Annotated in this window: 13 protein-coding genes and 1 tRNA gene; 2 read left to right on the top strand and 12 right to left on the bottom strand. The window is 42.5% G+C overall.

Annotated features, from left to right (window positions below):
• Positions 1-3: 3 nt before the first annotated feature.
• The 8 genes from Q4443_RS03275 to Q4443_RS03240 all read right to left on the bottom strand — a co-directional run bounded on the left by Q4443_RS03275 (position 4) and on the right by Q4443_RS03240 (position 8064).
• Positions 4-939, bottom strand: coding sequence for a serine hydrolase domain-containing protein (locus Q4443_RS03275; protein WP_049479071.1), 936 nt, complete (start codon positions 937-939; stop codon positions 4-6).
• The gene (locus tag Q4443_RS03270) at positions 936-1661 is read right to left on the bottom strand and encodes a CppA N-terminal domain-containing protein (RefSeq protein WP_049479072.1); all 726 of its coding nucleotides are present in this window, start codon (positions 1659-1661) and stop codon (positions 936-938) included. Before Q4443_RS03270 ends, Q4443_RS03275 begins: the two co-directional genes overlap by 4 nt.
• Positions 1662-1771: 110 nt before the next feature.
• A complete protein-coding gene (gene gla / locus Q4443_RS03265; RefSeq protein WP_000348117.1) occupies positions 1772-2641 on the bottom strand; it encodes an aquaglyceroporin Gla in 870 nt (289 codons plus the stop codon).
• A 157-nt stretch (positions 2642-2798) separates the two neighbouring features.
• Positions 2799-3965 carry an acetyl-CoA carboxylase biotin carboxylase subunit family protein gene (locus tag Q4443_RS03260; protein WP_049479073.1) on the bottom strand — a complete coding sequence of 389 codons (1167 nt, stop codon included), beginning with the start codon at positions 3963-3965 and terminating at the stop codon, positions 2799-2801.
• Between the two features lie 12 nt (positions 3966-3977).
• A complete protein-coding gene (locus Q4443_RS03255; RefSeq protein ID WP_049479074.1) occupies positions 3978-4718 on the bottom strand; it encodes an esterase family protein in 741 nt (246 codons plus the stop codon).
• 20 nt (positions 4719-4738) lie between these two features.
• Positions 4739-5563, bottom strand: coding sequence for an alpha/beta hydrolase (locus Q4443_RS03250; protein WP_049479075.1), 825 nt, complete (start codon positions 5561-5563; stop codon positions 4739-4741).
• Positions 5564-5698: 135 nt separating this feature from the next.
• A complete protein-coding gene (gene thiI, locus Q4443_RS03245) occupies positions 5699-6913 on the bottom strand; it encodes a tRNA uracil 4-sulfurtransferase ThiI (protein ID WP_049479076.1) in 1215 nt (404 codons plus the stop codon).
• A gap of 8 nt (positions 6914-6921) precedes the next feature.
• Positions 6922-8064 (bottom strand): cysteine desulfurase family protein, encoded by a 1143-nt coding sequence (locus Q4443_RS03240; protein WP_049518978.1) that lies wholly within the window; start codon positions 8062-8064, stop codon positions 6922-6924.
• Positions 8065-8201: 137 nt separating this feature from the next.
• Between Q4443_RS03240 and Q4443_RS03235 the strand changes: the two genes are divergently transcribed.
• A complete protein-coding gene (locus Q4443_RS03235) occupies positions 8202-8627 on the top strand; it encodes a DUF6556 family protein (RefSeq protein WP_049479078.1) in 426 nt (141 codons plus the stop codon).
• A 44-nt stretch (positions 8628-8671) separates the two neighbouring features.
• On the opposite strand, the gene Q4443_RS03230 is transcribed toward Q4443_RS03235, so the two are convergent.
• The 4 genes from Q4443_RS03230 to Q4443_RS03215 all read right to left on the bottom strand — a co-directional run bounded on the left by Q4443_RS03230 (position 8672) and on the right by Q4443_RS03215 (position 14665).
• Positions 8672-10978: a DNA translocase FtsK gene (locus tag Q4443_RS03230; protein ID WP_080978799.1), complete on the bottom strand. Its 2307-nt coding sequence runs from the start codon at positions 10976-10978 to the stop codon at positions 8672-8674.
• An 86-nt stretch (positions 10979-11064) separates the two neighbouring features.
• Entirely contained in the window at positions 11065-13020 is a 1956-nt protein-coding gene (locus Q4443_RS03225; RefSeq protein WP_049479482.1) for a fructose-specific PTS transporter subunit EIIC, read from the bottom strand.
• Positions 13017-13928, bottom strand: coding sequence for a 1-phosphofructokinase (pfkB, locus tag Q4443_RS03220; RefSeq protein WP_000640770.1), 912 nt, complete (start codon positions 13926-13928; stop codon positions 13017-13019). Before pfkB ends, Q4443_RS03225 begins: the two co-directional genes overlap by 4 nt.
• Complete coding sequence (locus Q4443_RS03215; RefSeq protein ID WP_000920661.1) at positions 13925-14665, bottom strand: DeoR/GlpR family DNA-binding transcription regulator; 741 nt, start codon at positions 14663-14665, stop codon at positions 13925-13927. Before Q4443_RS03215 ends, pfkB begins: the two co-directional genes overlap by 4 nt.
• A gap of 161 nt (positions 14666-14826) precedes the next feature.
• Here Q4443_RS03215 and Q4443_RS03210 point away from each other — a divergent pair.
• Positions 14827-14914: transfer RNA gene (locus Q4443_RS03210), tRNA-Ser, on the top strand.
• Positions 14915-15084 lie beyond the last annotated feature (170 nt).

Raw genomic sequence — 15084 nt, 5'->3', positions numbered from 1 at the left:
CCCCTACTCTTCTTGACGAATCATTTCCATGACTTGGTTTCGATCGACTATCCACTGGGCACGCTCATCCTTCTCATACGTTCGATTGGATAAAAAGATAGCCGCTTCCTGCTTCTCCCGATTCCACATGATAAAGGTACCAGTATAACCCGTATGGTCGAGCCAAGCCCCTTCCAGATTCCAGGCTAGAGACCGCTCCTTATCATCTAAGGGAGAAAAATTTCGACTCAATTCTGCAGCAAAATCATCTTTCAAGTAATGTTCCAGAAAGATCTGCAAATCCTTAACAGTCGAAAATAAACCAGCACTTCCTGCGTGTTTCCCTAATAGACGGGCTTTGGGATCGTGAATGATTCCGGCCTCCACTCCTCTCACTGTTGGTACAGCTTGCTCAACTGGGCCGAACTTGGTCTCTTTCATTCCCCATGGTTCCAAAACTTGTTCTTCTATAATCTGATCCAAGTCTTGGTTAAAGATTTTTTCCAAAAGAAATCCTAAGAGTAAAAAGTGAACGTCCGAGTATAAGAAAGCAGGCTGACTTCGTCTATTGAGGTGAAACATGGCTTCTTTTAATTCAGGGGCAGTCAAGAGGTCCCGATTTGGAATAAAGGGGTCCAAGTCTGTGGCATGGGTCAGAAGCTGCCGTATAGTGATATCAGGATAATCACACTCCGGTAAACAATCCGTCACCGGTCGATTAATATCTAATTTGCGCTGCTGCCACAAGAAGGTGAAAACCGTCCCCACTCCCACGACCTTACTCACACTAGCCAGATCATAAACCAAACCGCTTTCTGTCTTCAAGTCTCGTTCTGGATCACTCAATCCTAGATAAGACTCTTTCCATTCACCATCCTTATAATATGCAAAAGAGGCCCCGGGATAAATCCCTGCCTCAATTTGATTTTCTATTTTTCTTAGAATTTTTTCCCACTTCATGCTTCTTCAAACCACAATTCAATGTTATTGGTATCTTTACCAAGGAAGAATTTTTCAGACTTAGGGACAAAGTAGCCTGTCTTTTCAAATTTCTGACGAAGACTGGTTAGATCAAAATTCTTGACTAAAAATTTTAACATCGTCAGGTCCCAAGTGACATTGTTTTCAACAGCCAAATCTGGTCCTTGTCCTTTAGTAAAGGTAATTACTGGCGCTACTCCTTCGGGATCAAGTAAACTCTCTGTCCCTTCAGGCAAACGCAACTCCATAGAAACCTCAAATTGGCTCACGTATTTTATACTTGTATTTGAATAAAATTCAGGAACAGTTTCCAGTGGAACCAAATCTCTTATATCATCTTCTGCATGAACAAGGATCACATCCTCTTCAGGAGAAACAATCTCAAAAGCATACCCACGGTTACCTTTAAATAAGCGAGGAAGAGACTTCATCTGAGAAAGGAGGGCCTCGATTTCAGAAGGATTCTCAACCTTTATCAAGAGTCTAGCTAGCTTCTTAAGCCCTTCAACTCTGCGTGTTCGCATGCTTGGAGCCTCTTCTAAAATCAATCTCTCCGTAGCTGTCTGGTCGCCTAAGGAAAGAAAGGCAGACTCTTCCAGCAAAGGTTTCATCCCCAGGGTTTCAATGTAAAAACTTTCATTTAATTTTCGATTATTAACTTTCAAAGTCGGAACGATCCGAACAATCTCATTCACATTCATATATTCCTCCAACTCTTTTATTTTAAAGGATTTTCGAATATTTTACAAGCCATATCTATTTTATTTAAAAATTTTATAACAAAAAAACTGGGATTCCCCAGTTTTATTTTTTATAGGTAAAGTAATTTGAATAGTGCTACTGCTGCAATACCCGCTGCAATTGGAGCTACAACCGGAACCCATGCATACCACCATTTTGAATCACCCTTGTGTTGACCAAGAACTGATTTTGGAAGGAGTTCATGAAGAAGACGTGGTCCAAAGTCACGAGCTGGGTTCAAACCAGGTCCAGTAGGTCCACCGAGTGAAGTTACCAAGGCCATTACTAGGAAACCAAGTGCCAAGTGCGCAACTGAGATCCCAGCAGCTGTATGTGGAGCTACTTGAGCTTTCACTGCCAATTCACTTAAATCAACAGTTTGTCCAGCTTGAGTAGCCATTTGTTTCATGTATTGAAGAACCTCAGCACCAAAGAAGTTTTTAGTCAAACCAAGTGCTGCAAAGAAAAGAACAAATGAACCTACAAACTCATTGAGGAAACCGTTAACAGTAGCTGCAAAACGTGATTCTTTTGTACCGTGGTCGATGCTTGAAATCGTTGAGAAGGTACCCAAGATATTGTTTGGATTTTCTGTCTTCAAGTAGTAAGGACGGTGAGTCGCTACAACCAAAGCTTGACCAAAGATTGCTCCCAAAACTTGTGCTAGGATGTAATATGGTACTTGCTCCCAAGAGAAAAGTCCACTAACAGCAAGTCCAAGAGTGAAAGCTGGGTTGATGTGGTTACCAGATACATTACCAAACATCAAGGCTGGGATCATAACCCCCATACCATAACCAACCGCGATAACGAGCCAGCCACTTTGGTGACCTTTCGTACCTTTAAGTTCAACGTTAGCAACTGCACCATTACCAAGAATGATCAAAATAGCAGTTCCCAAGAATTCTGTGGCATATTTAATAGCCCATGTAAAATCCATTTGATAGATTCTCCTTAAATTTTTTTAGACAATCCTTATTCTATCAATTTTTAGGCCTTTTAGCAATATCTTTTCTAAAAGAATCTATGGAAAACGCTTTATTTAACTTATCTTTAAGAAAAGGACAAAAGAAGTCAAACTCCTTTTGTTCTAATCGTTATTCTTGACGTTGACCAAAATCTGCAATCATCTGCTCCATCTCTTGGCGACTCGGAGTGGTCAACATATAAAGGTAGTCCCCTTGTAGCTCTGCAAAGGCTGCTGGCATGATTTTTTTGACCTTGAATTGCTGGCTGTACTTAGCAAGCAAGTCTTCTTCTGAATAGACATAATTTGCATTTGCACGACGTGATGTAGCTAGACAGTATTGAGGTTCAAATTCTGATTCTGGGAACTCTTCTCCTGCGACAATCGCCGCATAGCCTCGGTAGAGGTCCAAGGAATGGGCAAAGTTATAAACATCAATGGTAAAGCCACCTGCAGGACGGTTATTGTACTCAATGGCAATGTAGTCGTCCCCGTCACGGAAAAACTCGATATGGAAAAAGCGTTCTCTCATTCCAAATTCTTTGACAATGGCCTCGCCATACTTGCGCAGTTTTGGATCCATATCCTTGAGTACATAGTAGGAATTGTCCATCTTATAAATCATGAGATCAAGTGGTGTATGGGCATAATCAAAAGTCGTTGAAAAGACGATGTTGCCATCCTTGTCCACAAGCCCGTCAAAGGTACAGATTTCGCTAGAAGTGACAAATTTTTCAAAGAAATAAACGGTTGAATGGTCCCATTCAGCCTTAAAGTGATTTACATCGTCTTCTGTCTCAAGCTTAAAGGTTGCTGCCGCTCCCACTCCATTGTCAGGTTTGGCAATCATTGGTAGACCGATTTCTTTCACTGCTTTATCCACATCTGCTTCTGTCTGGATAACAGTACCAGGTACCACAGGGACACCTGCTTTTTTGAAAAGTTTCTTCATCTCAGACTTAAACTTGGTCTTTTTGAGATCCTCTGGTTTGGCACCAAAAACATTGAATTGCTCACGAAGTGCTGCATCCAGCTCAAGCCAGTATTCATTGTGAGATTCGATGCGGTCGATTGGGCCATGCTTGTAGAACAGAAAGGCAACAGCACGTTTGACTTCGTCTATGTTTTCAAGATTGTCCACACGGAAATACTCGGTTAGGCTATTTCGCAAAGGTTCATCTAGTTGTTCGTAAGGTTCTTGACCAATTCCCAAGACTGTGATGCCTTTATTGGCTAGCTCGATGGTAAATTGTTGGAAGTTTTGCGGATAGTAGGGAGAAATAACAAGGTAATTCATAGGCAACTCCTTTTATAGATACAAGTGTCCAAGAAAATAAGGCATTTGTTTACGCCACCATTCCCAGTCGTGGGCGACATCGTGTCCCCATTCAGCAAACCATGCTGGAATTTGTTTCTGGTCAAAGGCTTCTTTAAGCTTGTAGAAAGATGGTAGACCGTCTTGTTCCCAGGCACCAAGACCCGTACAAATGACGATTTCTGCCTGACGGTAACGATCGATAAACCATCCGTCGTTTTGATTCCAGATATAATCTACTGGTGAGTTTTGGTAAATAGCATCATCATTGTAGTAATCGCCAACGAAGAAACGTGCGTCGTAAACACCACTGAGGGCAATCACCTTGGTAAAGACATCTGGATGCTGGAGAAAGAAATTGAGTGCATGGTAGGCCCCCATTGAGCAACCTGTCGTCATCATGCCATCAAACCAACCTATCTTGTGCTTGATAAAAGGAATGGCCTCCTCAATCACATAGCGTTCGTAGGCGCGGTGCATCTCCGCCTGGTCATGACCATTTTTCCAAGTAGCCAACCAGCTCTCACTGTCAACACTGGAGAGAGTAAAGAACTGGACGCGCCCTTCCTCGATAAAGGAAGCACAGGCATCAATCATGCCAAAATCATAGTATTCGTTGTGACTGCCACCAGATGAAGCAAAAACAACAACTGGAATCCCAGCATGTCCATAACGGTTGAGGTACATTTCACGATTAAGATTGCCACTCCAGTGGCTAAGGTTTTCAATATGCATTGGCTTTCTCCTTTCTTAACTTACCATTTCTCTGCAAAAAATCGGAGACAGTCTGGCAAATTTTCCGACCAAGGTATTTCACTATGGATGGCACCAGACTGAACTTTCAAGACAAGATTATCCAAGTGTACTCCACCTGCAATCAAATCACGGTAATAACGAAGCGACGAGTCGATATAGGCTTGCTTGATATTGCCAGCCATCAAGGTCTTGTCCGTATCGTCTGCTTCTTCTGTTCCTACATAGATGAAAATGCGCTGTTCAGGCGTCAATTTCTTACGCTCGATATAGCGGTTAAAGGCTTCTTGGTGAAGCCAGTTGGCAGATGAGAAGACACCTAGACAACCAATTCGGTCTTGGTACTCTAGTCCGATAAACTGGGTAATATTGCCTCCTAGTGACGAACCAATCATAGCCGTGTGCTGGCGATCAGCTTTGGTTCGGTAGGTTTCATCGATAAAAGGCTTGACCACCTCCATGACAAACTCGGCATACTCCACACCCTTACCGCCAAACTGCTGGCCTGGGATAGGAGATTCTTGAAACTTCCAAGCCGCATACTCATGCATCCGCCCCAAACCATCATTGTCGATGGCTACAACAATCATGCGACTGATATCAGGATTCCGCTTAATGGCTGGAATAATCTTCCAAGAGTGTCCGATATAAGACTCCTTGCTGTAAAAGACATTTTGCCCATCATGAAAGTAAACAACTGGGTAAAAACGGTCGGTGTCTTTCTCGTAGTCCTTAGGTAGAAGCACACGCACACGACGCTCTTTTCCAGTATAAGGAACCTTGAGTTTGTGTTCTTTCATTTTTAAGTAAAAGTAGGAATGATTCATTGTCAGAAAACTCTCTATATTCAAAATTTTATCTTATTATACCATAAAAATAGAAAAAAAGTCAGTAATTGTCCATTTTAAGGATAAATAACTAACTTTTTCATTTATTTTTCTGAATTCTTCTGGGTTTTCTGATTAGAGGAGATTGTCAATTAACTCATCGACAGCATCTTTTTCAACCTGGGGAGTGATTTCAGTAATCATGATACCAGCCACTGCTCGCTCAACCAAGCCTTCAACATCCATGCGTTTTTCATACTGCTCTGCATTCTCTATCTTAGGATTGGTCTTAGGACGGTCAGGCGCAAAAATAGTACAGCAGTCTTCAAAAGGCTGGATTGAAATTTCAAAAGTATCGATTTCCTGCGCGATGTCAATGATTTCCAACTTGTCCATCGTAACCACGGGACGAATGACTGGAGTGCTGGTCACAGCGTTGATAGTCTGCATGCTTTCCAAGGTCTGGCTAGCTACTTGACCAAGACTTTCCCCATTGATGATAACTAAACCATTTCTCACCTCTCGAATACGGTCGGTAATGCGCATCATAAAACGACGGGTCAAGGTCATGAGGTAGGCTTCTGGTGCCTTAGCCTTGATTTCCTCTTGAATCTCTGTAAAAGGCACCTCGATAAACTGGATATTGCCACCAAACTTGGTCAATTTCCGAGTCAAATCGTGGGCTTTCTTGAGGGCACCAGGACTTGTGTATGGCGGGCTAGCAAAGTGGACGGCTTCAATATCTACCCCACGTTTAAGAGCTAGATAACCTGCTACAGGTGAGTCAATCCCTCCTGACAACATGAGCATACCTTTACCAGAACTTCCCACAGGTAATCCTCCTGCTCCACGAAAAGTTTCATAGGAAAGATAGGCAGCCTCTTCACGAATCTCAACCTGAAGATTAATATCTGGATTTTTCATCTGAGCTTGCACGTTTGGAATAGCCTCGAAAACAGCTCCACCAAGAGTTTGATTCAGTTCACGACTATCCAATTCAAAGTTGTGATCGCTACGCTTGCTAGTGATTTTAAAGGTCATGCCTTCCTTGTAGATTTCCTTCATAATCTCTTGGACAGCAGACTTCAGAACGTCCACTGACTTTTCAATCTTATACACAGGAGAAAAATTTTGAATTCCAAAGACTTGTTTGAGTGATTCTGCTACTGCTGTGTAATCAGCTCCATTGAGGTAAGCGTGGGCACGGTCGCGATCTGCGGTTACCTTAACTTGAGGATAGATAGACAAAACGTCTGAAATATTATTACGAAGTTTATTAATGAAACGCATACGATTTTTGTGCTTGGTTGACAATTCTCCGTAACGAATCATAATTTCTGAATACTGCATAAATGCTCCTATCTTACTTTTCTAGTTTGATTGTAAATTAATTTTAGCTTGGTCAAAAACTGCTCGACTTGACTCATATCATTTTCCAGGTCTAGGCTTAGACGCACAGCTGACTGGGCCTTATCTTTGTCCACTCCCATGGCAATCAAGGTCCCCGCAGGTTTTCCTGCCTTGGACGAACAAGCAGAGGTTGTGGAAATGAAAATATCATAGTCTTCAAAGGCGTGAACGATGACTTCACCACGAACACCCTTAATCCCAAAAGTCAGGATATGAGGGGCAAAGTCTTCCTCATCTGAAAAGACAAAAATATCTGGATAATCCAGAAGAGCTTGACGAATGACTGCCTTCATCTGCCCTGTCTTACTAGCAAAGATATCTAACTTTTCCATAGATAAACGGAGAGCTTTGGCTGTCGCTGCAATTCCAGCAACATTTTCAGTTGTCGAACGATAGTCTCGCTCCTGACCACCACCTGTTAAAAGAGGCATGATCCTCTTACCAGACTTGATATAGACAAATCCAACACCTCTGACACCATGAAACTTATGACTTGAAAAGGTCGCAAAATCCACTCGATCAGTTAGATACTTTTCAGTTGGAATCTTAGCAAGTGCCTGAACCGCATCAACATGGAAGGAAATAGTCGGCTTATCTGCTAACAGTTTCGAAATAGCCTCAATAGGCTGGATAGAGCCAATTTCGTTGTTAACTGCCATGATGGAGACAAGGGTCGTATCAGGTCGTAGCAAATCTGCTAATGCTTCAACATCCACAAATCCTTTCTCATCAACTGGAGCAAAATCTATTTCAAAACCTTGACTATTCAGCCAAAGGGCTGATTCCTTGACTGCTGGATGTTCAATAGCTGATACGATGATGTGCATACCAAACTGGGCTTTTTCAAAGGCCACACCCTTGATAACCCAGTTATCTCCTTCTGTTCCACCAGAGGTAAAGAAGATTTCATCACTCTTCTTGCCAATTAAATCTGCAATTTGCTGCCGGGAAGCATCTAAAATTCGTGTTGCCTGATCTCCCAGACGATGGAGACTAGACGGATTTCCTACAATTTTTGAAGCAACCTGCATGTAGGTTTCAAGTGCTTCAGGATAAGGCTTGGTTGTCGCCGAATTATCAAAGTAGATCATGTTTTCTCACGCTTTCTAAAATCACTCCTTCTATTGTATCACGAAAAGAGACCTGCGACAAGAAAGGGAGGTTTCTCTTTTTTTAAGATTTTTTTAAAGAAATGAGGTATAATAAATCATAATTAAAGGAGAGTATCATGTCTAACTATCGTAGAACTTCAAAACCAAAAACAGAACACATCAAAAAGGGATTTACTGTCTTTCAAAAAACGATTGCTACCATCGGTAGTATCCTTGGTCTCATCACCGCTACTATTACCATCATGAACGCGATGGATAATAACAAGAACAACAAAAAAGAACCGACGACAACTCAAACAACTGTTGTCAAGGAAATTCAAAAAGAATCCCCTCAGGAAAATACTACTCCTAACAGGGACAACACTTCTACTAAAGAAAATACCCTACAAGAAGAAACTTCTCAATCCAATAAAAAAGAGGAGAAAAAAGAAGAGCAGAAAACAACAACTCAGGACTCTTCTACACCAGCTACAAATAAAGAAACAAGCGATAATGGAACACAGTCAAATACGACGAGTTCTGAAACTAAAACGAACCAGTAATCAAAAAAATAACTTCTTTCCAAATTTGGAAAGAAGTTATTTTTTTATTGTTGCAATACTTTTCGTGGTTTGGTTCCCTCAGCTGGACCGATGACACCTGCCATTTCGAGCTCTTCCATCAGGCGGGTCGCACGATTAAATCCAACTGACAAACGACGCTGAATCATCGAAGCACTAGCTTTCTGGGTTTCGATAACCAAAGCCTTGGCTTCTTCAAAAAGCGGATCGCCACCAGCTTCACCATCAGAAAAATCTCCTTCATTTTCAGGAACATCTCCTGGGTCAAAGCTTTCATCGTAGTCCGCATCTGCCTGAGCCTTGATGAAGTTTACGATGCGTTCAACATCATCATCTGAGATAAAGGATCCTTGTAGACGGACTGGGTGATTTTCATCAATTGGTTTAAAGAGCATATCTCCTCGACCAAGCAGTTTTTCTGCTCCATTCTCATCCAAGATGGTTCGCGAATCTGTACCTGATGAAACTGCAAAAGCCACACGAGATGGGACATTGGCCTTGATAAGACCAGAGATAACATCAACCGATGGACGTTGCGTTGCGAGAATCATGTGAATCCCTGCAGCACGCGCCTTCTGTCCGAGACGAATGATGGCATCTTCCACTTCCTTGCTAGCCACCATCATGAGATCTGCCAACTCATCTACAATGACAACAATCAAAGGCAGGGGCACTTGTTTGTACTCAGATTGGCTATTAAATTCCTCGACCTTGGCATTGTAACCAGCGATATTTCGTACTCCAACCTTAGCAAAGAGTTCGTAACGATTTTCCATCTCATCCACAACCTTTTGCAGAGCCTTGCTGGCCTTGCGTGGATTGGTCACAACTGGAATCAAGAGGTGAGGAATGTCATTGTACACCGATAACTCAACCATCTTTGGATCCACCATCATAAACTTGACCTGATCTGGTCTTGCTTTCATCAGAATGCTGGCGATAATACCGTTAACTGCGACTGACTTCCCTGATCCCGTCGAACCTGCAACGAGTAGGTGGGGCATCTTGGAAAGCTCAAAGGTGCGAGCAGTTCCATTGACAGCCTTACCTAGAGGAATTTCGAGGAGATTTTCTGGTTTAGTCTGAGACTGTTCCCAGAGTTCACGGAAGGAAACGGTCGCAATCTCAGAGTTGGGTACTTCAATTCCGACTAAGGATTTACCAGGGATCGGAGCCTCAATCCGAACATCCTTAGCTGCTAGAGCTAGCGCTAAGTCGTCTGCCAGATTGGAAATGCGGTTAACCCGTACACCGACTGCTGGCTTGACTTCATACTTGGTAACTGATGGTCCTATTTCAGCCCGTTCCACCGTCACCTTGATACCAAAGCTAGCAAAGGTTTCTTCTAGGATTTTGATATTTTCTCGAACAATCTTCTTTTCCTTGGACTGATCTTTGGGTTTATCTGGCGCAAAGAGTTGCAAGCTTGGTAGCTTGTATTCAAGGGCTTCCTTGGCAGAAAAATCAACCTGCACCTCTTCATCCTCAAAGTCTTCTTCCATATCTGGAACGTCAAAATCAGTTTGAGGGAGGATAATCTCCGGTTCGATCCATTCTTCCTCAGGAATTGGGTGGAAATCGTAGTCTGGTACCTCTGATAAGATTTCTCCCGTTTCAGGATCTACAGGAGGAAGCGGTAATGCATCCTGTTCTTCTTGTTCTCTCTGAATTCTGGCTGCTTCTTCAGCTTCTTGACGAGCCTTCTCTTCTTCTCTCTTGATGAAGCGTTCCTGTTTTCTCTGTTCCTGTTTTTCCATGAAGGATCTGAACTGAGCTCCAATAAAGGCTGCGACATCATAAATAGACCAAGGACTAACCAAGAGTGCCCCAACTAGAATCAAGAGAACTCCAATAAAGTACGATCCGATATTGGAGAAAAGAAAGGATATGGGGATATAGAGTCCAACACCAAGCAAGCCTCCACCGGCGAAGCTAGTCACCCGCATACCAGTCAGGTCCGTCATAACTTGAAACAGGGTCCCTTTTAGAACTGACTGCTCCAAGCCATATTTCCATACCAAGTAGGCCTCAAAAATCAAGAGTAAGCCAGCAAAGATACAGAGAAATCCTGACAGAAGTCCCTCTTGCTTGCGGATCCATTTAAATAGAAAAAGATAAATGAGGAGGGCACCAATGGCCACATAGGCCAAACTTCCGACCACCAGTCGAATGAGATTGTAAAGAGTGACACCTGCCGCGCCGAGTTTGAGGGCTGCAATAATCAACAATAAGGCAATTCCTAAGGAAATCAACATCCTCTGGATAGCCTGTTTTCTTTCGAGTTCTGCTTTAGACGGTCTCCGTCTTGTTTTTGTAGTATTCTTGTTTGCCATTCTTTTATTATACCATATTTCACAGCCATTTCGAATAGAGAAAAAGATTGCACCAAATGGTAACAATCTTTCTATTCTAATCCTTTTTATGCTTGTGGTTTGCGTAGGTAACCATAAACCACACCACTTACAATTGCGCCAACCAAGACAGAGGCAAGGTAAAGAAGGGCATTTGAAGTTAGAGCGATAACGAAGATTCCTCCGTGTGGTGCCATGAGTTTGATTCCTGCAAGACCAACGAGTCCGCCTGCTACTGCTGAACCAAGGATGAAGCTTGGGATTGCACGAGCTGGGTCGGCTGCACCAAATGGAATCGCTCCTTCAGTGATGAATGACAAGCCCATGATGATGTTGGTCAAACCAGAGTTACGTTCTTCTTTGGTAAATTTATCTTTGAAAAGAAGGGTTGCGACAAAGATAGCAAGTGGTGGAACCATTCCTCCAGCCATAACTGCTGCCATAGCTACAGAACCACCTGAAGAAACAGTCGCTGCAAGCGTACCAGTACCAAAGACATAGGCTGCTTTATTGACAGGTCCACCCATATCGACAGCCATCATACCACCAAGAACGATACCGAGAAGGACAGCTGAACCTCCTCCAAGACCGCCTAGGAAGTCATTCATAGCCGTGTTGATTGCTGCCATTGGAATGTTAACAGCCAACATAACAAATCCTGTTAAGATTGTTCCAAGAAGTGGCAAGAGAAGGATTGATTTAGCACCTTCAAGTGAACGAGGTACTTTAACATATTTCTTGATAGCAAGAACCAAGGCACCTGCGATAAATCCACCAACAAGGGCACCTAGGAAACCAGATGACACACCTGCAAGAGTTGAAGTTGCTTCACCACCTGAGGCATAAGGAATTTTACCAAAGGCAAAACCTTCTTTGGCAATAGCACCAGCCACAAAGCCAGCTACCAAACCTGGTTTTTCAGCAATAGAGTAGGCTACATAACCAGCAAAGACTGGAAGCATCAAGCCAAAGGCTGCACCACCGATTTTCATGAACATAGAAGCTAGTTCATGGTAGGATCCGAGATTTCCAAGACTATCTTGTGGCACACCAAAAGCTCCGTCGATTAAGAAAGCAAGGGCAATCATGATACCACCACCGATAACGAATGGCAACATTTGGGATACACCACTCATCAAGTGTTTGTAGAAGGCACCACCGATACTTTGTTTTTCATTAGATGCCGTTGCAGCTTTTGCTCCATTAGCAGCACGATAAACTTCAGCGTCTCCTGAAAGAGCCAAGTTGATCAATTCTTCCGTCTTACGGATACCGTCTGCAACTGGACGGTTAACCAAAGGTTTTCCATCGAAACGATCCATCTCAACAGCCTTGTCAGCAGCGATGATAACAGCTTTAGCCTTGCGGATATCCTCTGCAGTTAGTTGGTTACCAACACCGCTAGCACCGTTGGTTTCAACCTTGATACCAACACCCATTTCAGCTGCAACTTTTTGCAAGGCCTCTTGTGCCATGTAGGTATGAGCAATTCCTGTAGTACATGCTGTTACAGCTACAAGGAAGTCTCCACCTTTATTTGCAGGTTCAACCACAGCAGCTTCTTCTGTTTTTTCCGAAGCTTGGTCAAAGAGCTCAATCACTTGATCAGGCGAAGTTACTTGACGAAGTTTATCCGCAAAGCCATCTTTCATCAGGTATTGAGACAATTCTGCTAAGGCTGCCAAGTGAGTATCATTAGCACCTTCTGGTGCCGCAATCATGAAGAAGAGATCAGTTGGTTGCCCATCCAAACTCTCATAGTCAACACCCTTGTTTGACTTAGCAAAAAGAACGGTCGCTTCTTTTACAGCAGAGTTCTTGCTGTGAGGCATAGCAATTCCGTCACCCAAACCAGTGGAAGTGAGAGCTTCACGCGCCAAAATTCCTTCTTTAAAGGTTTCAAAATCTGTCACATAACCGTGATCTACCAAGCTTTTAATCATCTCTTCGATGACAGCTGTTTTTTCAGTTGCCTGTAAATCCAACAACATGACATCTTTTCTCAATAGGTCTTGAATTTTCATCGTTTTTCTACCTCAACTTTTTCATATGTTTCTTTAATAAATTCCGCTGTTGCCAAGTCATCCGAGAAGGTCGTTGCCGTTCCACAAGCTACCCCCCATTTGAAGGCTTCTACTGCATCTTTTGATTTGACAAATTCACCTGTAAATCCAGCGACCATAGAGTCACCAGCCCCGACTGAATTTTTGACTGTTCCCTTGATAGGTTTAGCGAAGTAAGCTCCCTCAGATGTGACAAGAAGGGCACCGTCTCCAGCCATAGAGATGATGACGTTTTGTGCACCTTTAGCTAGTAACTCACGAGCATAGTTCTCGATTTCATCTAAACTTTCGAGTTTCACTCCAAAGATAGCTCCAAGCTCGTGATTGTTTGGTTTAACCAAAAGTGGCTGGTAGTCCAAACTATCAATCAAGGTCTGTCCTTCAAAGTCACAAACCACTTGCGCACCAGTCTGGCGTGTCAAGGCAATCAAATCTTTGTAAATAACATTACCTAGATTCTTAGCACTCGAACCCGCAAACACAACCGTATCATCTGCTGTCAGACTAGACAAAATAGCTTTCAACTCTTCTAGCTGAGCCGGTTCCACATTTGGACCAGTCCCGTTGATTTCTGTTTCTTGGTCTGCTTTAATCTTGACATTGATGCGAGTATCTTCTGCTACTTGGACAAAACGTGTCTCAATTTCCTCTTCTGCCAAAGTATCTGTGATAAATTTACCAGTAAATCCTCCGATAAATCCAGTCGCAGTATTAGGAATATCCAAGCGCTTCAAAACACGGCTAACATTGATTCCTTTCCCACCAGCAAACTTATCATCACTGTCCATTCGATTGACACTACCGACTTCTACTTTGTCTAAGCGAACGATATAGTCAATGGATGGATTGAGTGTGACTGTATAAATCATACTTCTATTACCTCCGTTTTCTTCTTAATAACCTGCAAGAGCTCATGCCCTTGACTTGTGATGACAATAGCGCGTTTAAGTGGTGCTACCTTTGCAAAGCAAGTTTGACCAATCTTTGATGAATCCACCAAGACATAGGTTTGTTTGGCATTCTCTAAGATAGCACGCTTCACGGCTCCCTCCTCCATATCAGGAGTCGTATAATAACCATCGTCCACACCATTCATCCCGATAAAGGCACGGTCAAAGTGCAATTGATTGATTTGGTTAAGAGCAACACCACCGATACATGCATCTGTTGCCATTTTGACACTTCCTCCAACCATGACAGTTGGAATCTGTTTTTCAACCAACTGAACCGCATGGTGAATGGAGTTAGTTACAACTGTAATATTCTTATTAACCAATTCCTTGATTAAAAAAGCAGTTGTCGTTCCAGCATCAATAAAGATAACATCTTGTTCCTTGATAAGAGAGGCTGCTTTTTGAGCCAGTAACTTCTTCTCTTGAAGGTTTTTGACAGATTTTTCTTGGATGGTTTCTTCTTCCTGCAAGGAGTGAGGTAGTTCTGCTCCACCATGAACACGGCGAAGCTTGTTTTCCGCCTCCAACTCGTCCAAATCTCTTCGTACTGTCGATTCTGATGTTTCTAATAGACTAACCAATTTTTCTAGGGAAACTACATGATGTTGATTTAACTCCTCTAAAATCAGTTGCTTCCGCTCAGTTTTTAACACCAAACCACCTCCTGTTATCGTTTACACTATTCATTCTAGCACATTCTCTACCAAAGTCAAGCATTTTTTATCATTTTCTTTCAAATTCTATCATTTTTCTTATTTCCAAAATTTTTATTGCAAGATAAGTGGCTTTATGGTAGACTATTTGAGTAAGTATTGGAAGATTACTCAAGAGGCTTAAGAGGCCGTGTTGGAAACGCGGTAGGCGTGTAACAGCGTGCGTGGGTTCGAATCCCATGTCTTCCGTAGAAAAAAGAAAAACTGCACCTCAATGCAGTTTTTTTATCGTTCTAAGAACAATATCTAGAAATGAAAGGCTGAGTTACTCTAACTATCACATCACATTTTTCTGTATCCTTCCCTATCCTAATTCATAAAAAAACAAGTAGTTTATTTTGACTACTTGTTTTTCTTTT

This window comes from Streptococcus sp. GP0011 (assembly GCF_030546305.1).
Lineage (GTDB): Bacteria > Bacillota > Bacilli > Lactobacillales > Streptococcaceae > Streptococcus.
Note: the sequence above shows the minus strand (reverse complement) of the source record. Positions and strands in the feature narration are given on the sequence as shown.

Excerpts from the sequence above, each read along its gene's own strand:
- Q4443_RS03275 (WP_049479071.1), bottom strand. The coding sequence starts at position 939 with ATGAAGTGGGAAAAAATTCTAAGAAAAATAGAAAATCAAATTGAGGCA.
- Q4443_RS03270 (WP_049479072.1), bottom strand. The coding sequence starts at position 1,661 with ATGAATGTGAATGAGATTGTTCGGATCGTTCCGACTTTGAAAGTTAAT.
- gla (WP_000348117.1), bottom strand. The coding sequence starts at position 2,641 with ATGGATTTTACATGGGCTATTAAATATGCCACAGAATTCTTGGGAACT.
- Q4443_RS03260 (WP_049479073.1), bottom strand. The coding sequence starts at position 3,965 with ATGAATTACCTTGTTATTTCTCCCTACTATCCGCAAAACTTCCAACAA.
- Q4443_RS03255 (WP_049479074.1), bottom strand. The coding sequence starts at position 4,718 with ATGCATATTGAAAACCTTAGCCACTGGAGTGGCAATCTTAATCGTGAA.
- Q4443_RS03250 (WP_049479075.1), bottom strand. The coding sequence starts at position 5,563 with ATGAATCATTCCTACTTTTACTTAAAAATGAAAGAACACAAACTCAAG.
- thiI (WP_049479076.1), bottom strand. The coding sequence starts at position 6,913 with ATGCAGTATTCAGAAATTATGATTCGTTACGGAGAATTGTCAACCAAG.
- Q4443_RS03240 (WP_049518978.1), bottom strand. The coding sequence starts at position 8,064 with ATGATCTACTTTGATAATTCGGCGACAACCAAGCCTTATCCTGAAGCA.
- Q4443_RS03235 (WP_049479078.1), top strand. The coding sequence starts at position 8,202 with ATGTCTAACTATCGTAGAACTTCAAAACCAAAAACAGAACACATCAAA.
- Q4443_RS03230 (WP_080978799.1), bottom strand. The coding sequence starts at position 10,978 with ATGGCAAACAAGAATACTACAAAAACAAGACGGAGACCGTCTAAAGCA.
- Q4443_RS03225 (WP_049479482.1), bottom strand. The coding sequence starts at position 13,020 with ATGAAAATTCAAGACCTATTGAGAAAAGATGTCATGTTGTTGGATTTA.
- pfkB (WP_000640770.1), bottom strand. The coding sequence starts at position 13,928 with ATGATTTATACAGTCACACTCAATCCATCCATTGACTATATCGTTCGC.